The sequence below is a fragment of the Streptomyces sp. NPDC104814 genome, from assembly GCF_055583185.1.
In genome coordinates this window covers 1,730,638-1,746,773 of record NZ_JBVJOL010000001.1, presented here as the reverse complement: position 1 = coordinate 1,746,773, position 16,136 = coordinate 1,730,638, and the positions used below count along the sequence as shown (strand labels likewise).

Sequence of the window (16,136 nt, the reverse complement as noted above, 5' to 3'; positions counted from 1 at the left end):
ACGGCCGCACGGCCGCACGGCGAAGCGTTGGCCAAAACTCATCGGCGTGGCGGGCTCCGGATCTAGAGTCGGGCCGGACGTTCGGGTGATCTGGTGCGAGGGGTGTGGCTGCGGTGGCGGACGAGCGGGTGGTCGTGGTGACCGGCGGTGGCTCGGGCATCGGTGAGGCCACGGCCCGGTTGCTGCGCGAGCAAGGCCACCACGTGGTCGTCTCCGGACGCCGGCCCGAACCGCTGCACCGGCTCGCGCGGGAGACGGGGGCGCTGGCGTTCCCGTCCGACGTGGGGGACCCCGAGGCGGCCGAGGGGATCGTCAAGGCGGCCGTCACCACGTACGGACGGCTCGACGGGGTCGTGCTGAACGCGGGCATCGGGCGCGGCGGAGCCGTCGGGGACCTGTCATTGCAGGACTGGGACGACGTGCTGCGCACCAATGTCACCGGGCCCCTCTTGCTGCTGCGCGCTGCCCTTCCGCGGCTGCTGGAATCCCGCGGGGCGGTGGTGGCCGTCGCCTCGGTCTCCGCGCTGCGCAACGGCACCAGCAACGCTCCCTACGCCACGTCCAAGGCGGCGCTGCTCCAGTTGTGCCGCTCGGTCGCCGTCGACTACGGGCGCCGCGGTGTGCGGGCCAACGTCGTGTGCCCGGGGTGGGTGCGCACGGAGATGGCCGACCGGCGCATGGCGCGCTTCGCCGAGGAGGCGGGCCTGCCGGGCGGTACAGAGGCGGCCTACCAGGAGGCGACCGGCTTTCTGCCGATGGGACGGCCGGGCGAGCCGCGTGAGGTCGCGCAGGCGATCGACTGGCTGCTCTCCCCCGCGGCGTCCTACGTCAACGGCGCGGTCCTCACCGTCGACGGCGGAACGACGGCCCTCGACCCGGGAACGATGGGCTTCGACCACACCATCACCCCTCGCACCACCGACCCCTCCGACAGCGCCGTCTGAGCCCGTGGGGGGGGATCGTCGTGCTCCTCGCCGAGTGCCTGCCCATCGGGCGCCACACCGGAAGCGGACGCGCACCCATTCGGCGCTCAGCCAGAAGGTCGCCGCGATGCGCACGGCCGGCTGGGTCCGCACCGGCGTGGGCGAGGACGCCCGTACCAAGAAGGTGAGACTCACCGACAAGGCCCGCGACGTAGTCGGTCGTCTGGCGGCGGAATGGCGGGCCACCGAGGCCGCTCTCGCCGATCTGGAAGCAGAGATCCCGTACCCGCTCTCCCAGGTCGTCACCGGCATCGAGCGAGCTCTGGAGCGCAAGAGCCTGCACGACCGGATCGCCGAGAAGCCGGCCGAGGATCCCGCGTGGGGCTGAAGCGCACGCTGATCGACACGGCTCCGTTGCGGTCGTCGCCGCCGTTCCGGCGGCTGTGGATCGGCCAGGCCGTGTCCGGTCTCGGCAGCCGGATGACGCTCGTCGCCGTCATGTTCCAGATCTGGCAGATTCGGCAACATGCGGGCCGGTCTCGTGGCGGACGCCGCCTCGGGAACGGTGGCCCTCGTCAGCGGTGGCCTGCTCTGCCTCGCCGCCGACGCCGCGGTGGGTGCCGCCACAGCGGACCTGCGCGCCTCCTCCGTGTCCCCGACGGCTCAACCGGCCCCGGCCGGCGCGTAGACCTCGCAGGAGACGAATGCCTGGCCGGCGCGACCCTGCGGCATCCGCCGGCCGCATCCGACCACGGTCAGGTGGCGGGCACCCGCCCGGACGCGTGCGGGTGCAGGCGGTCGGTCAGGTGGCGGGCAGTCGTCCGTTCGCTTGCGGGTGCAGGCGGTCGGCCAGGAAGGTGAGGATTTCGTCGCGGGCCCGGATCGTGGGGTGGCCGGCCTCGTCGACGAGATGGGCGGTGACGACGCTGTGCGGGGTGCCGACCAGGTCGGCGAAGAAGGGCGGCGGGGCCTGGTTCGCGGCGCTGTCCGGGAGCACGCGCCCGTCGAAGGCGTCGCCGAGCAGCGCTCGGTAGGCGGCGAAGCGCTGTCCCGTGCACCAGCGGTCGCCCTCGAAGCGGTAGGCGAGGACGGTGAGTTCGTCACGGTGGAGCCGGTCCCGTATCGCGCGCGCGTCCGCGTCGTCGAGTTCGAGTCCGCCGGGGTCGTCCAGCGGCAGCGACGGGTGGTTGACCACGGGGGCGATCACCGCCGGCTCCAGGGCCATGGTGAGGGCGAAGTTGCCGGTGAAACACAGGCCGATCGCGCCCACCCCCGGCCCGCCGCACTCGGCGTGGGCCTGGCGTGCCAGGCCGCGCAGCCAGACCGTCACCGGGCTGGTGCCGCCTCCGCCGAAGGCGCGGAACTCGGCGCTGACACACGCACGGCGGACGACTTCGCGGCCGCCCTCGACCGTCGGAAAGGCGCCGTCCGTTCCGAACAACGAGGGCACATGGACGGTGAAGCCCGCGTCGCGCACCCAGCGCGCGAGGCGCAGGACGTCGGGGCTGATGCCCGGCATCTCGGGCAGCACTACGACCGCGGGCCCGGCCCCGGCCACGTACACCGTCTTCTCCACCCCCTCCACGGCCACGCTCCGGCGGGTGAAGTCGGTGATCGGATCGTCGTCGCTCATGGGGCCAGGGTGGCGGTGGGACCGGCCACGGGGTGAGGGGCGGGATCGCCAACGCCGCCGGTAATCTCGCCACAGGCGAGGGCGCCCGAGCGCTGCACGGGCGGGGAGAGCGGGGGTGGCGATGACGCATGACGGCGCCGGGCCGGGTGCGCTGCGGGTCGGGGTCCTGGCGTACCCGGACTGCTTCGCGTCCGAAGTGTTCGGCATCCCCGACCTGCTGACGATGGCCGGGCATGTCGCCGGAGCCGACGCCCCCGGCCACCGGGTGTCGGTCGTCTCGCCCCGCCGCCGGGTCACCGCCTCGGGCGGCGTGAGTCTGGATGTGCGTCCCTTGCGCGAGGTCGACGTGCTCGTGGTGCCCGGCTTCGAACTGCGCCCGGACGCGGACCTCGACGCGCGCCTCGCCCGGCTCGGCCCCGAGATCGCGGCCATCCGCGCCCAGGCCGCGGCCGGCACCGCCGTCGTGTCCCTGTGCGTCGGCGCGTTCCTGCTGGCCGAGGCGGGGCTCCTCGCCCGGCGCCGGGCCACCACGTCCTGGCTGCACGCCGGTGAGCTGGCCAGGCGCTGCCCGGACGCCGAGGTACGGCCCGAGCACCTCGTGGTCACCGACGCGGGAGTGACGACCACGGCCGCCTTCAGCGCCATGTACGACTTCGCGCTCGACCTGATCCGCCGGCACCACGGCGCCCGGGTGGCCCGCACCACCGCGCGGCTGGCGCTCGTCGACGATGCGCGGACCTCGCAGACCCCCTACGTCGATCCGCGGCTCCTCCCGCAGCCCGGCCGGGAGTTCTCCCAGCGGGTCATGCGGCATCTCGACCAGAATCTCGCCGAGCGCTACGACCTCACCGCCCTCGCGGACGCCTTCCAGGTCAGCACCCGCACGCTGCTGCGCCGTTTCGCCGAGGAGACCGGGCGGAACCCGCTGGCCCATCTGCAGTCCTCCCGCATCCGCCGCGCCCGCCATCTCCTGGAGACCACCGACCGCACCGTCGCCGCCGTCGCCGCGGCCGTCGGATACCGGGACCCGGGGACCTTCGCCGCGCTCTTCGCCCGCCACACCGGCCATCGCCCGAGCGCCTACCGGACCGCTTTCGGCCGCACGGGCAGGGAGTCCGGCGGGGACGGCGACGCGCGGGCCTCGTCCCGCACGTCTGCTTGAGGGCATGCTCTCCCGCCGGTCCTGCCGTGGGGCCGTCAGCGGTGGGCGGTCCGCGGTCCGACAGGGGTGTCGCCGCGCAGGGTGATGCGGTGCATGACCCGGTGCTGGTCGCCGTAGTCCCGGTTGGCGTAGTGGGCCGTGCTGCGGTTGTCCCACAGGGCGACGTCCCCCGGCTGCCAGCGGTGCCGTACGACGTGTTCGGGCTTGGTGAGGTGGGCGTAGAGGATGTCGAGGAGGCCCCGGCTCTCGTGTTCCGAGACGCCCACGATGTGCGAGGTGAAGCCGGGGTTCACGAACAGGCCCTTGCGGCCGCTTTCGGGGTGGACGCGCACCACCGGGTGCTCCACCGGCGTCAGCTGCGTGAACGTCTCGCCCTCCCACAGGTTGCCCCGGCCGCCCCGGCGCTGGGCCAGGTAGTACCCGAACTCGCGGGTGCCGTCGTGAACGGCGGTCAGCGTGTCGACGAAGTCCCGCAGGCCCGGGGACAGAGACTCGTAGGCCAGCTGGCTGTCGGCCCAGTTCGTGTCGCCGCCGATGGGCGGCAGCACCACCGCTCGCAGCACGGAGATCGCCGGTGGACGCCGTACGAACGTCACGTCCGTGTGCCAGACGTCGGCGAACCCGTTGTCCTGGCTGTCCAGCGCGTACACCTCGGGGGCCACGTCACCGGAGTCGTGGACCGGGTGGCCGACGGTGACCTCGCCCAGCCTTCTGCCGAACTCGATCTGCGCGGCGTCCTCCAGGGTGTGCTGGCCGCGTACGAAGAGCACCTTGTACGTCACCAGGGCTTCGCGCAGTGCGAGGACTTCGTCGTCGTCGAGGCGGGCGAGGTCGATGCCGTGGATCTCGGCGCCGAAGTGCGGGCCGAGTTCGGTGATCGGCAGCCGTGTCGTGGCGGGCCGTTCGCTGAGGATGCTCACCTGTGTGTCCTTCCTGAGCAGGGGCAGGGGGCAGGGGGTTTTCCGCGTACGGGGGATCAGGCCGCGGCGGCGGCTTTGACGGCGTGGGAGACCTGGGCGCGCAGCTCGGCGAACTCGGCCGAGTCCCGCAACTCGTCGCTGTCGACGTCGCCGCGCGGCAGGGGAACCGGGAGGTCCAGGGCCACGGTGCCCGGGCTCCTGGTCAGCACGATGATGCGGGAGCCCAGGAACACCGCCTCGTCGGCGGAGTGGGTCACGAACACCGTGGTCCGGCCGGTCCGTTCGCTCATGCGGCGGACGTCCTCCTGGAGCCGTTCCCGGGTGAGCGCGTCGAGCGCCGCGAAGGGCTCGTCGAGCAGCAGGAGGGGGTTCTCCGCGGCGAGGGCCCGGGCGATGGCGACGCGTTGCTGCTGGCCGCCGGAGATCTCCCAGACGCGGCGCTTCTCGGTGCCCTCCAGGCCGACACGGGCCAGCAACTCGGCTGTGCGGTCCGCCCGTTGGGACCGCTCCAAGCCCGCGTACCGCAGCGCCAGGTCGATGTTGCCGCGTACGGTCCGCCAGGGGAACAGCCGCGGCGTCTGGAAGACGACACCGGCCGACTCCCCCGGGCGTGGTGCGGCGCCGGAGACACGGACCGAGCCGCTCGTGGGCCGCTCGAAGCCCGCGATGAGCCGCAGCAGTGTGCTCTTGCCGCAGCCGGAGGCGCCCGCCAGCACCAGGAACTCCCCGGCGGGCACGGTCAGATCGACGGGCCCTACGGCGGTGACCGCCTCACCGCCCCGGCCGTACCGGTGGACGACCTGGTCCAGGCGGATGCCGCCGGCCTGCCCGGCGTCCGTCCCGGGCCGGGTCGCGGACGTGGGGGCCGTGCGGGTGATTTCACTTGAGGACATCGGGCAGCCCCTTGAGATAGAACGCCTTGCGGACGGCGTCCGCGGACGGTGCGGCGTCGATCTGCCGCTGGCCGGCGAGGAAGCGGGCGGTGTCGGTGACGTAGGTGAGCAGCTTGCCGGGGCGGCCGTCGGTGCCCAGCCAGTCGGCGGAGGCAACCTGTTCGGGCGTGAGGAACACCCCCTGCCTGAGCTGGGACCTGGCGGCCGCCGCGCTGATGCCGAGTTCGGCGGCGACGTCCGCGACCGAGCCGTCGCGGTCGGACTTGAGCAGGCGCAGGGCCTGGGCCTGCGCCTTGCGCCAGGCGTCGATCGCGCGCGGGTTCCGGGCGATGAGGTCGTCCGACACGACGGCCAGGTCCAGCGTCGGCTTGGTCGCTCCGATCTCCTTGCTGCTGGTGAGCTGGGTGCCGCTCCGGCGCAGTTCGTCCAGGGTGGGCAGCCACACATAGGCGGCGTCGATGTCGCCCCGCTGCCAGGCGGCGAGGATGGCCTGCGGCTGGAGGTCGACGAGCTTGACGTCGGAGGTCTTCAGCCCGGCCGCTTCCAGGGCCGCCAGCAGGCTGTAGTGGGAGGTGGAGGCGAAGGGGGTGGCGACGGTCTTCCCCTTGAGCCCGGCGACATCGCGGATGCCGGTGCTCGTCCGGGCGACGAGGGCCTCGTTCTCCCCCGCGACGTCCAGGACCCAGGCGACCTTGTACGGGATCGGTGAGCTGCCCGAGATGCCGCGGGCGAACGGGCTGGAGCCCAGCGCGGCGATGTCGAGCGACCGGCCGAGGAAGGCCTGGTTCACGGCCGCGCCCGAGTCGAACTTGATCCAGGTGATGCTGTGGTCGGGGAGCGCCTTCTCCAGCAGCTTTCTGTGCTTCACGAGCAAGTCGCCGCTGGGGAAGGCGAAGTAGCCGATGCGCAGCTGCTTGGAGCCGCCGGACGTCGACGCCTCACCGGCCGTGGAGCATCCGGTGACGGCGGCCGAGACGGCGGCGAGGGCGCCGGCCAACAGGAGCCGGCGGGAGGGGTTTTCGGGCACACGGGACATGGCGAAGCCGTTCTGTGCGGGGGTCGTGGCAGGAAAGGGCGGCGGCGGGGGTCGGGGCAGATGGAGGCGGCGGTGGGGGTCGGTGCCGACGAGGTGGGCGGGCCGCCCAGGAGGTCCGGGAGGTCCGGGCAGGCGTTCGGGGCTTTACGCGCGGCCGCGCCACGGCACGACGGTGCGCTCCAGTCGCAGCAGCAGACCGTCGATGATCAGGCCGGAGATGCCGATGGTGATGATGCCGACCAGCACGACCGGGGTGTTGTTGTAGTTGGCGGCGTCCTTGACCATGCCGCCGATGCCGGGCAGCCCGTTGACGAGTTCGGCGGCCACTAGGGAGGAGTAGGCCACTCCCACGGCGAGCCGGACGCCGGTGAGCGTCTCCGGGAGGGCGGACGGTACGACGACGTCCTTGACCACGTCCCACCCTGAAGCGCCGAGGGCACGGGCGGCCTCGATCAGGCTTCTCGGCACGGCCGCGACGGCCGTCGTGGTGGACACCGCGACGGGCGGGAAAGCGGCCACCGCGAGCAGCGTGATCTTCGGTTCCTCGTTGATGCCCAGCCAGATGATGAGCAGGGAGAAGTAGGCCAGGGGCGGCAGTGTCCGCAGGAAGGTGATCCAGGGCTCGAACAGCGCGCGCAGCCATCCGACGGTGCCCATGAGCAGCCCGAACAGCACACCGAGGGCGACGCCGAGGCCGGCGCCGACCGCGATGCGGCGCAGGCTGATGGCCAGGTGCTCGAGCAGGAAGGTGCCGTTGTAGCCGCGTACCCCGTCGTGTGTCGTGGACACGTTGACGAAGGCGTCCCAGACCTTGGCGGGCGGCGGTACCAGTGTCTCGCTCCATGTGCCGCTCGCCGCCAGCAGCTGCCACAGCACGAGGAAGGCGAGCAGGGATGCGGAGGGCAGCAGGGCGGGGCGTGTACGCGCCCAGAGCCGTCGTGCCGGGAAGGGTGGCCGGCCGGGCGGCACGTCGAGCCGCGGCTCGGCGTCTTCGGGTGCGGACAGCCGGGAAGGCGTGGACATGGGCGTCTCCAGGGGGCGCCGGTGAGGTGCGGCCTTCCGTCTACCGACGGGAGCAGCCGTACCCGGCGCACGTGATGCTGAACGATGCGGACTGGGCGCCCAGGGCAGGGCGCGGCGACGACCCTCGTCCCGGTGGAGTCACCGGACGGCGAAGGGTGCGGGAGAGGGCATGTTCAGCAACAACACGAGCCCGCGCGCCGGCACAGGTCGATGACCAGGCGTCGCACCAAGAGCTCGGAGATCATGAGGCCCATTTGTACAACAGGCGCGGCCGCCGACCAAGAGCCGTCCACTCTTCGGAACGGACCCTGGCCGTCGGTGAGACCGGCGCCCCTCACCCTGGCGTCACCTCAGGGGCTGTCGCCGTCGTCGCCGGGGTGGCCGGGCATGACCGGGTGCCGGGCCAGTACGAAGACGCCCGCGACGATCGCGGCGAGTCCCGACGCCTGCCAGGTGAGGGCGGCGACGTCCGTGCGCAGACGGTCGCCGAGGAAGCCGACGCCGCAGAGGATGCCCGCGAGGGGTTCGGCGGCCGTCAGGGCCGGCAGGGACATGCGCAGCGGCCCCTCCTCGAAGGCGCTCTGCACCAGCATCAGGCCGGTGACGGCCAGGGCGACCACTCCGTACGGCTCCCAGCGGACGAGCAGTGCGCCGATCCCGTCGGAGCCGATGATGCCGGTGGACACCCGAGTCAGGGCGTCCTGGAGGCCGTACAGCATCCCGGCGGCGGTGGCCAGCAGGGGTGGCTCCTCGAACAGCGGCAGATGGCGCGCGAAGGCGATCAGGACCAGTGCCAGGCCGACGATCACGCCGATGACCACCCACTGCCGGAGGCCGCCCGTGGCCGCCGAACCGGCACTGGGGCGGCCCGCGAGGGTGAACGCCGCGACGCCGCCGCCCAGCAGGAGCACGCCCACCCACCCGGATACGCCGATGCGCTGGCCGCTCAGACGGCGTGCCAGGGCGAAGGCGAACAGCAGGTTGGTCGCCAGCAGGGGCTCGACCTGGGACAGATCGCCCGCGGCGAGGGCGAGGGCGCCCAGCACCTGGCCCGCGACCATGCAACCGATGCCGCCGAGCCAGAGACGGTTGCGGGCGAGGTCCCACAGGATGCGGAAGCGCAGGACGTCACTCTCGGGTGCTCTTTCGGCAGCGTGCTGCTGCAGCACGAAGCCGATACCGAGCAGGCAGGCCGCGGACAGGCCGAACACGTACACCATGACATCGATGGTTGCCCCGTCCCGGCCCGGCGATCGCGCTCACGCGAGGACTGCGACCTGGGGAGGCCCGGTCCCCCTGGGCGGCTTCCCGCACGTCACTCCATCGGTCGCCATCCGCATGGCGGACCCGCTCACCGCCACTGCCCCGGCCACCCCGTCCTTCGTCCGGAGCCCTGGGCCGGCGGTTCGGGCGCCGCGGTCGCCGTCAGATGTGCAGTTCGGGCGGAAATCCCGTCCAGCGCAGTTCGTCGGGCAGATGCCGCGTGTCGTTGGAGAGGAGGACCGAGGCCGGACGGGAGGGTGCGTAGCGAATCACGGTGAGTGCGGCGTTGCCGTGGTTGAGGCCGAGCCAACGCCACTTCGGCGCATGCATGGCGTCGCGGACGAGCCAGGCGACGAGGAAGTTGTGGGTGACGACCAGTTCGTGCCGGTCCTGTTCCCCCGCCACCGGCCCGGTGAACAGCTCCAGCGCCTGGCGCGCCAGCACGGGGCCCTGCGCGCGCTCCTCCGCGGTGGCACCGGAGAGGAAGTCGAGATAGAAGTCGGCGGAGCCGTCGGGGAGTTCGTCCGCTTCCGGGACGTAGGGCACATAGTCACCGGCCACGTCGGTTCGGTTCAGCGGTACGTCCGGGAGGTGCCCGGCGATCAGGCGGGCCGTCTGCTCCGCGCGCGGCAGCGGACCGTGGTGCACGGCCGTGAACGGGATGTCCCGCAGGCGCCGGCCGAGCAGCGTGGCCTGCCGTCGGCCGGCCTCGGTCAGCGCGCTCTCGTCGGGCGATGCCTCGCCGTGCCGGACGAGATAGAGGTAGCGGGTCCCGGTGGACTCCTTCGCCGTGTGGTCCCTCGCCGTGGGCTCCTCCGCCGTGGTCTCGGAAGGGTGTGCGGCCGTGCCGGTCATCTCGGACTCCTCCGCGCCCACGGGTGATCTTGTACGGCTAGGGACGCCACTCCCCGTGTGCCGGTTCCCTCCCCCTGCCGTCCTGTTCCGTCGCCTCCTCGTCCCGCGGGCAGGGCGTCACAGCTCGCTCGCCACGGTCAGCCCCTCCAGGACCGCCTCCTCCACCGTGCGGGGAGTGACACAGTCCCCGATGGCGAAGACGCGGTCGGCCGGGACGCCGAGGGCGACGGGGTCGAGATCGTTGACCGGGTCGTGCCCCTGCGCGAGGACGGTGCCGGCGATGCCTTCGAGCAGCACCGGCTCCTCGGTCAGGGTGTGCTGGAGGTACACCGTGTCGCTGTCGGCGCCGTAGAGCCGCACATTGGGCACGATCTCCACGCGTGCCCGTGCCGCCTGCGCCAGCATGGCGGTGCGTACGTACTGCTGCAGGTGCTCGCCGGCCGCGAAGCCCGTCACGCACAGCGTCACTTTCCTTCCCTGGCCCGCCAGTTGGAGGGCGACGCCGAGGCCGATCCAGTCGCCGCGCCAGTCCGCCACCACGATCCGTCCGCGTGGCACCTCGCCGCCGCGGATCACCGTCCAGGCGTCGAGCACCACGGGGTCGTCGATCAGCTCCAGCCGCGGGCGGCGGGGGCGGGCGCCGGTCGCGAGCACCACGGCGTCCGGCGAGGCGGCGGCAAGGACCGCGCCGTCCACCGGCGAGCCCACGTGGATACGCGCCCCGGCGCGGCGGGCCTCGCCCTCCAGATTGGTGGCCGCTCCCCCGAACTCGGCCCGTCCCGGCAGCAGTTGAGCGAGGAGGACCTGACCGCCGACGCGGCGCGCGGCCTCGTGCAGTTCCACTTCGTGGCCGCGCGCCGCCGCCACGGCTGCGGCCTTCAGGCCGCCCGGCCCGCCGCCGACGACCAGCACCTTCTTGCGCCGAGTGAGCGTCGGCAGGACTCCGAAGCGGCGCTCGCGGCCGGTCTCGGGGTGCTGGATGCAGGAGATCGGGTAGCCGAGCTGGAAGTGGCCGATGCAGGCCTGGTTGCAGCCGATGCAGGCGCGGATCTCCTCGGCGCGGCCGTCCGCGGCCTTCGCCGGCAGGTCCGGATCGCAGATGAGGGCCCTGGTCATGGCGCAGGCGTCCGCCTGACCGCTCGCGACGATCTGCTCCGCTTCCTGCGGCTGGTTGATCCGCCCGGCCACCATCACAGGGACACCGACGACGGCGCGCACCTTGGCGGCGAGCGGGGCGGTGTAGCCGGCGGGCTGGAACATGGGCGGAGCGATGTGCTGCGCCCCGGACAGGCTGGACGAACTGCCCGCGCACACCGAGACGTAGTCGACGAGTCCCTCGGCGTCGAGTGCGGCGACGGCGTTCAGCACCGGCTCGACGCCGAGGCCGTCGTGGTTCAGTTCGTCTCCGGAGATGCGCAGGCCGACCACGAAGCCGTCCCCTGCCGCCGTCCGCGCGCTGAGCAGTGCCTCGCGCAGGAAGCGCAGCCGGCCCTGCTGGTCGCCGCCCCAGTCGTCGGTACGGACGTTGACCTCGGGGTTGAGGAACTGCGCGGGCAGGTAGCCGTGGCTGGCGACGATCTCCACACCGTCGAGCCCGGCCCGGCGCAGCCGGTGCGCTGCCTGGCCGTAGCCGACGAGGACTTCGCGGATCTCGGCCTCGGTCATGGCGCGCGGCATGACGTGGAAGCGTTCGCTCGGTGTGGCCGAGGGTGCCCAGGCGACCGGGGCGCTGCCGTCCGCGGACTCCAGGATCTCCCGGCCGGGATGGAAGAGCTGGCCGAAGACCTTGGCTCCGTGCCGCTGGACCGCCTGCGCGAGCCGGGCGTAGCCGGGGACGCAGGTGTCGTCCGTGGCCATGAGGACATGGGTGGTGTAACGGGCCGACTCGTGCACGCCCGAGACCTGGAGCACGATCAGGCCGGCACCGCCCCTGGCTCGGGCCTCGTGGTAGGCGATCAGTTCATCGGTGACCTCCCCGTCCCTGACGAGGACCGTGTCGTGGCCCGAGGACAGGATCCGGTTGCGCACGGTCACCCCGCCTATCCGCAAGGGCCTGAAGAGGTGCGGGAACCGTCCTCCCATGGCATGTCCTCCCATGGCGTGTCCTCCCTGGAGGTCCTAGGCGCGCACGCCGAGCAGGACGCGCGCGGTGCCGAGCATCACCTCGGCATAGCGTCCGGCGGTGAGTCCGGACCCGGACGCCACCGCCATCTCGCAGCCGTCGACCAGGGCCATCAGCGATGGGACGGCGAGATCGGCGGCGACGGTCGGCTCGAACTCTCTCGTTTTGAGACCCTGTTGGACGATGTCGCGGATCAGTGCCTGCCACGCGGCGTGGACCCGGTGGACTCCGTCGCGCAGCTCCTCGCGGCGGGAAGCGCTCGCACAGAACTCGGTCCAGGTGGCGCAGCGCCGGGTGAGGGTGGGATCGCCGGTGAGCGCGGCGACGAGCAGTTCGAAGCGGCGCCAGGCACTGGTGGCGTCCGCGGCCGCCGTCCGCCAGCGTCCGATCAGATCGTCGATCGACCAGGCGAAGGCTTCCCTGAAGAGGGCGTCACGGGTTTCGAAGTGGTGCTGCAGCGCTCCGATGGACACGCCGGACGCCGTCGCGACGTCCCGCAACCGCCCTGCGTCGAAGCCGCGTTCGGCCAGCACCTCGGCCGCGGCCCGCAGGATGCGTTCCCTCTGCTCGTCCATGGCAGCTCCCCCTCCGCATGTTCTCGCCGCCCCTCTTGCCATCCAATAATAACGCATTATTGTGACGGCCAACACAATGCCGTATGTCCCCTCGAGAAGGGCGATCGACGTGCACCACGATGAGCACTCCCCCGAGCTGCGCAAGACCCTCACCTGGCGCGACGGTTTCGCCATCGCCCTGGTGATCCCCAACGGCCTGCTGCTGACGGTGGGTTACGGCATCGGCGCGGTCGGCGGCTGGACCGCCATCGCCCTGTGGGCCGCCGGCGCGGTCATCGGCCTGCTGCAGAACATGCTGTTCGCGGAGACCGCCGCGATGTTCCCGGACATGTCCGGCGGCGTCAGCCGCTACGCCACCGAAGGCTGGAAGCGCTACTGCGCCCCGCTCGGCGCCGTGGCGTCCTTCGGGTACTGGATCGGCTGGTCGTTCAGCATCGCGGTGAACGCGGCGGCGATCGGCGCCCTGGTACGCACCCAGTGGTTCCCGCACTCCGGGCACGTCGAAGTGCTGGGTCGCAGCCTGGGACTGACGGAAGGCGTGGCCGTGGCGGCGATCGCCGCCGGGTGGGCCTGCAACTACTTCGGCACCCGGCTCGCCGCCCGCACGACCAAGGTCATCGCGACGATCGTGCTCACCGCGCTGGCCGTCGTCGCCGTCGCTCCCCTCATCCATGCGGGCAGTTGGCACGCCAAAAGGCTGACCTGGTACCACGGCGGCGACTGGATGACCCTGGCTGTCTGGTTCTACGTCACCGCGTGGACCACCTACGGCACGGAGATCTGCGCCTCGTTCGCACCCGAGTACCGGGACACCGTCCGTGACACGGCCAAGGCGCTGCGCTGGACCTCGCTGGTGGCCCTCACCCTCTTCGTCGTCGTACCGCTGTCGATGGTCGGTTCGATCGGTGAGGACGCCTTCCGTGCCGATCCCGTCGGCTCCTTCGCCGTCGCTCTCGAACGGGCTCTCGGCGGGTTCTCCACGGCCGGCGTCGTCGTTCTGATCGTCTCGATGTTCTTCGGCATGGTGTCCACCACCGCCGACGGCGGCCGGGCGCTGTACGGGCTGGCGCAGGAGAAGATGACCCTGCGCCAGCTCGACCACCTCAACCGCTGGGGCGTGCCCGGCCGGGCACTCACCCTCGACGCCGTCCTCAACAGCCTGGTCGTCCTGCTGCTCGGGGAGCCCCTGGCGATCCTCGTGGCCAGCAACTTCGGCTACCTCGTCGCGATCACCCTCGCGGTGGGCGCCTTCCTCCTGCTGCGCCGGGACCGCCCCCACTGGCCCCGCCCGATCAGGCGCGGCCGGGCATGGATCCCGGTCGCCTGGCTGCTGCTCGCCTTCAACCTGCTCATCGTCCTCGTGGGCGTCAGCCACCCCTCCCTGGCCGGCTACGGCGGGATCACACAGTCACTGGTGGGCGTCGGCATCCTGCTGCTGTCCGTGGTCCTCTACGCCTACCGGCGGCTCGTACAGGACGGCGAGCGCATCGCCTGGCGCATCGAAACCCCGGCGCTGCCCGAGACCGCCGCACCGCATGCCGCGCCCCGGACGGGAAGGGCCGTGTGACGTCAGGCGGGACCGGCAGCATACGTCAGGCGTGATCGGCAGCGACCCATTCGACGAACTGGACGATCACCCCGTTCGGGTCGGTGATCTGGAACAGCCGCTCGCCCCAGGGTTCCTGACGCAGCGGCATGGTGATCGGGACACCGGCGTCGCGCAGTTCCTTCTCGCGCTCCTCCAGACCGGAGGCGACGGTGAAGGCCAGGACCAGACCGGCGGCGTGCTGGTCGCGCTGGTCGGGCGGCAGCACTTCCAGGCCGCGGGCGAGCAGGACGACATCGACCGCGTCGCCGTGTGTGAGGGACGCGAAGCCGTCGGCGGCCTGACGGACCGTATAGCCCAGATGAGCGGTGAAGAACTCCCGGGACGCGGCCACGTCGTCGACGGTGAGCGCGACGGTGGAGGTGGTGAACTGCACAGAGAGCTCCCTGGGTCATCAATGGTTCTACGGGAGCAAACTTACTACGGACGTAAAGTTGCCGAGCAGTCAATACCCGTCAACGTAAAATTACGACGAGAGTAAGATCACGCTCATGGTTACGCAGACGACCAGCCCGTCCGGCGGGCTGCGCGCGGAGAAGAAGCAGGAGACCCGGCAGCTCATCTCCGACCACGCGACCCGTCTCTTCATCACCCGGGGTTTCGAGCAGACGACGATCGCCGAGATCGCCGACGCCGCCCGCGTGGCCAAGAAGACCGTCACGAACTACTTCGCCCGCAAGGAAGACCTCGCCCTGGACCACCAGGAGGAGTTCGCGACCTCTCTGGCGCGGACGGTCGCCGCCCGGCAGGCGGGGGAATCCGCCCTGGCCGCGCTGCGCCGCGCGTTCGCCGACGCCGTCGCCGCGCAGGATCCGGTCGCCGGGTTCTCCGGCCCAGACTTCGCGCGCATGGTCGCCGGCAGTCCCACTCTGAGCACCTGTCTGCGTGGCCTCCACGACCGGCGTGAACGGCACCTCGCGCAGGCCCTCGCCGAGACCACCGGTGCCGAGCCCGACGACATCACCGTCCGGACCGCGGCCGGGCTGCTGGGCGCCGTCCACCGCGTGCTGTTCCACCGCATCCAGGAACTCACGCTGGACGGGCAGCCCAACGACCGGATCGCCGAGACCATCGGCGCCGAAGCCGCCCGGGCCTTCGCCCTGCTGGAACCTGCCCTGTCCGACTACGCCACCGCCTGACAGCATCCTCGCGGCAACGCGCTGGGCCGCCTGCCGGCCACGTCAGAGGACCCTTTCGGCGACGCACGTACGCACCGGTCACCGGCGGCCGGCCGTCCTGCATGCGCGGTCGGCGTACCTCTGGCAGCCTGGGAGATGTGAGCGTCACCTGGGACATACGCCGGGCGGGGCCTGCGGAGTCCGCCCACGGCATCCTGCTGATTCCCGGCGGCATGTGCACCACCGAGGCCTACACGGACCTCATGGCCGAGAAGGCCCTGGCGGACATTCGCCTGGTGGCCGTGACCCAGCCCGGCTTCGGGCACACCCAAGCCCCCGACGACGTCAGCATGGAGAACTACGCCCGCCTCCTCGCCGGTATCACCGCCCGCGAGCGCTGCGACGTCGTCGCGGGCCACAGCCTGGGCGCCAATGTGGCGCTGGAAATGGCGGCCGCCGGCCTGTTCACCGGCCCCTTGGTGCTGCTGTCACCCACCTTCTCCCGCGGCGACGAGGCAAAGGCGCTGACCGTGCTGAACACGGTCGGCCGGGTGCCGGGGCTGGGCATCCTCGCCTGGAGCGGCATGCTCAAGACGGTGCCCCGGGCCGTGCGCGGCAGCCTGCCGCCCCACCAAGGGGCGGTCATGGAACGGGCGATGGCCCACAACGACCCGGCCGTCTGCCGGCGGATGGTCCGCGAGTACTACAGATATCTGGACCGGTACCCCTCTTTGGTGCCCCGGCTGTGCGAGGCCGGCGTCCCGGCCTGGGTGGTGCGCGGTGAGCACGACGAGATCGGCCTCACCCAAGGCGAGCAGCGGGGCCTTGAAGCCTGCCCGCACGTGACCACCGTGACCGTGCCCGAGTCGGGCCACCTCTTCCCCGTCCAGCAGCCCGCGCGGGTCGCCGACATCCTGCTGGAAGCGGTCGCGGCGAGCCGCTGAACCGCCCACCCGGCCCGAAGGGACCGGCCATGACTGGGCCACCACGGACGAGGTGAGCCGTCT

General features: G+C 72.0%; 17 protein-coding genes and 1 pseudogene. 8 read left to right on the top strand and 10 right to left on the bottom strand.

Annotated features, from left to right (window positions below; translation table 11 throughout):
- The first annotated feature begins 113 nt into the window (after positions 1-113).
- The 4 genes and pseudogenes from ACZ64A_RS07395 to ACZ64A_RS07380 all read left to right on the top strand — a co-directional run bounded on the left by ACZ64A_RS07395 (position 114) and on the right by ACZ64A_RS07380 (position 1,611).
- Positions 114-944, top strand: a complete 831-nt coding sequence (locus ACZ64A_RS07395) for an SDR family NAD(P)-dependent oxidoreductase (RefSeq protein ID WP_469809089.1) — start codon at positions 114-116, stop codon at positions 942-944.
- A 106-nt stretch (positions 945-1,050) separates the two neighbouring features.
- Positions 1,051-1,311 (top strand): hypothetical protein, encoded by a 261-nt coding sequence (locus ACZ64A_RS07390; protein ID WP_469808792.1) that lies wholly within the window; start codon positions 1,051-1,053, stop codon positions 1,309-1,311.
- A pseudogene (locus tag ACZ64A_RS07385) lies at positions 1,302-1,439 on the top strand (MFS transporter); the annotation flags it as partial. The gene ACZ64A_RS07390 and the pseudogene ACZ64A_RS07385, both read left to right, overlap by 10 nt.
- 10 nt (positions 1,440-1,449) lie before the next feature.
- Entirely contained in the window at positions 1,450-1,611 is a 162-nt protein-coding gene (locus ACZ64A_RS07380; protein ID WP_469809109.1) for a hypothetical protein, read from the top strand.
- Positions 1,612-1,725: 114 nt separating this feature from the next.
- Here ACZ64A_RS07380 and ACZ64A_RS07375 read toward each other — a convergent pair whose 3' ends face one another.
- Positions 1,726-2,556: a dienelactone hydrolase family protein gene (locus ACZ64A_RS07375; RefSeq protein ID WP_469808791.1), complete on the bottom strand. Its 831-nt coding sequence runs from the start codon at positions 2,554-2,556 to the stop codon at positions 1,726-1,728.
- A gap of 121 nt (positions 2,557-2,677) precedes the next feature.
- Here ACZ64A_RS07375 and ACZ64A_RS07370 point away from each other — a divergent pair, with 121 nt between their 5' ends.
- On the top strand, positions 2,678-3,718 hold the full coding sequence (locus ACZ64A_RS07370; protein WP_469809087.1) for a GlxA family transcriptional regulator: 1,041 nt from the start codon (positions 2,678-2,680) through the stop codon (positions 3,716-3,718).
- A gap of 35 nt (positions 3,719-3,753) precedes the next feature.
- On the opposite strand, the gene ACZ64A_RS07365 is transcribed toward ACZ64A_RS07370, so the two are convergent.
- The 8 genes from ACZ64A_RS07365 to ACZ64A_RS07330 form a co-directional block, all read right to left on the bottom strand.
- A complete protein-coding gene (locus ACZ64A_RS07365; protein ID WP_469808790.1) occupies positions 3,754-4,638 on the bottom strand; it encodes a TauD/TfdA dioxygenase family protein in 885 nt (294 codons plus the stop codon).
- 56 nt (positions 4,639-4,694) lie between these two features.
- A complete protein-coding gene (locus tag ACZ64A_RS07360) occupies positions 4,695-5,531 on the bottom strand; it encodes an ABC transporter ATP-binding protein (protein WP_469808789.1) in 837 nt (278 codons plus the stop codon).
- Positions 5,518-6,567: a taurine ABC transporter substrate-binding protein gene (locus tag ACZ64A_RS07355; RefSeq protein WP_469808788.1), complete on the bottom strand. Its 1,050-nt coding sequence runs from the start codon at positions 6,565-6,567 to the stop codon at positions 5,518-5,520. Before ACZ64A_RS07355 ends, ACZ64A_RS07360 begins: the two co-directional genes overlap by 14 nt.
- A 144-nt stretch (positions 6,568-6,711) precedes the next feature.
- Entirely contained in the window at positions 6,712-7,590 is an 879-nt protein-coding gene (locus ACZ64A_RS07350) for an ABC transporter permease (protein WP_469808787.1), read from the bottom strand.
- A gap of 350 nt (positions 7,591-7,940) precedes the next feature.
- Positions 7,941-8,810, bottom strand: coding sequence for a DMT family transporter (locus tag ACZ64A_RS07345; protein WP_469808786.1), 870 nt, complete (start codon positions 8,808-8,810; stop codon positions 7,941-7,943).
- A 205-nt stretch (positions 8,811-9,015) separates the two neighbouring features.
- Positions 9,016-9,708 carry a histidine phosphatase family protein gene (locus ACZ64A_RS07340; RefSeq protein WP_469808785.1) on the bottom strand — a complete coding sequence of 231 codons (693 nt, stop codon included), beginning with the start codon at positions 9,706-9,708 and terminating at the stop codon, positions 9,016-9,018.
- 117 nt (positions 9,709-9,825) lie between these two features.
- On the bottom strand, positions 9,826-11,805 hold the full coding sequence (locus ACZ64A_RS07335; protein ID WP_469808784.1) for an oxidoreductase: 1,980 nt from the start codon (positions 11,803-11,805) through the stop codon (positions 9,826-9,828).
- A 21-nt stretch (positions 11,806-11,826) separates the two neighbouring features.
- The gene (locus ACZ64A_RS07330) at positions 11,827-12,405 is read right to left on the bottom strand and encodes a TetR/AcrR family transcriptional regulator (protein WP_469808783.1); all 579 of its coding nucleotides are present in this window, start codon (positions 12,403-12,405) and stop codon (positions 11,827-11,829) included.
- A 109-nt stretch (positions 12,406-12,514) separates the two neighbouring features.
- Here ACZ64A_RS07330 and ACZ64A_RS07325 point away from each other — a divergent pair, with 109 nt between their 5' ends.
- A complete protein-coding gene (locus tag ACZ64A_RS07325; RefSeq protein WP_469808781.1) occupies positions 12,515-13,972 on the top strand; it encodes an APC family permease in 1,458 nt (485 codons plus the stop codon).
- A 25-nt stretch (positions 13,973-13,997) separates the two neighbouring features.
- Here ACZ64A_RS07325 and ACZ64A_RS07320 read toward each other — a convergent pair whose 3' ends face one another.
- Positions 13,998-14,387 carry a VOC family protein gene (locus ACZ64A_RS07320; RefSeq protein ID WP_469808780.1) on the bottom strand — a complete coding sequence of 130 codons (390 nt, stop codon included), beginning with the start codon at positions 14,385-14,387 and terminating at the stop codon, positions 13,998-14,000.
- 115 nt (positions 14,388-14,502) lie between these two features.
- Here ACZ64A_RS07320 and ACZ64A_RS07315 point away from each other — a divergent pair, with 115 nt between their 5' ends.
- Entirely contained in the window at positions 14,503-15,150 is a 648-nt protein-coding gene (locus tag ACZ64A_RS07315) for a TetR/AcrR family transcriptional regulator (protein ID WP_469808779.1), read from the top strand.
- A gap of 137 nt (positions 15,151-15,287) precedes the next feature.
- Positions 15,288-16,073, top strand: a complete 786-nt coding sequence (locus ACZ64A_RS07310; RefSeq protein ID WP_469808778.1) for an alpha/beta fold hydrolase — start codon at positions 15,288-15,290, stop codon at positions 16,071-16,073.
- Positions 16,074-16,136: the final 63 nt, after the last annotated feature.

Coding starts and splice junctions, on each gene's coding strand:
- ACZ64A_RS07380 (WP_469809109.1), top strand. CDS start 1,450: ATGCGGGCCGGTCTCGTGGCGGACGCCGCCTCGGGAACGGTGGCCCTC.
- ACZ64A_RS07375 (WP_469808791.1), bottom strand. CDS start 2,556: ATGAGCGACGACGATCCGATCACCGACTTCACCCGCCGGAGCGTGGCC.
- ACZ64A_RS07330 (WP_469808783.1), bottom strand. CDS start 12,405: ATGGACGAGCAGAGGGAACGCATCCTGCGGGCCGCGGCCGAGGTGCTG.
- ACZ64A_RS07355 (WP_469808788.1), bottom strand. CDS start 6,567: ATGTCCCGTGTGCCCGAAAACCCCTCCCGCCGGCTCCTGTTGGCCGGC.
- ACZ64A_RS07315 (WP_469808779.1), top strand. CDS start 14,503: ATGGTTACGCAGACGACCAGCCCGTCCGGCGGGCTGCGCGCGGAGAAG.
- ACZ64A_RS07360 (WP_469808789.1), bottom strand. CDS start 5,531: ATGTCCTCAAGTGAAATCACCCGCACGGCCCCCACGTCCGCGACCCGG.
- ACZ64A_RS07370 (WP_469809087.1), top strand. CDS start 2,678: ATGACGCATGACGGCGCCGGGCCGGGTGCGCTGCGGGTCGGGGTCCTG.
- ACZ64A_RS07335 (WP_469808784.1), bottom strand. CDS start 11,805: ATGGGAGGACATGCCATGGGAGGACGGTTCCCGCACCTCTTCAGGCCC.
- ACZ64A_RS07350 (WP_469808787.1), bottom strand. CDS start 7,590: ATGTCCACGCCTTCCCGGCTGTCCGCACCCGAAGACGCCGAGCCGCGG.
- ACZ64A_RS07345 (WP_469808786.1), bottom strand. CDS start 8,810: ATGGTGTACGTGTTCGGCCTGTCCGCGGCCTGCCTGCTCGGTATCGGC.
- ACZ64A_RS07390 (WP_469808792.1), top strand. CDS start 1,051: ATGCGCACGGCCGGCTGGGTCCGCACCGGCGTGGGCGAGGACGCCCGT.
- ACZ64A_RS07340 (WP_469808785.1), bottom strand. CDS start 9,708: ATGACCGGCACGGCCGCACACCCTTCCGAGACCACGGCGGAGGAGCCC.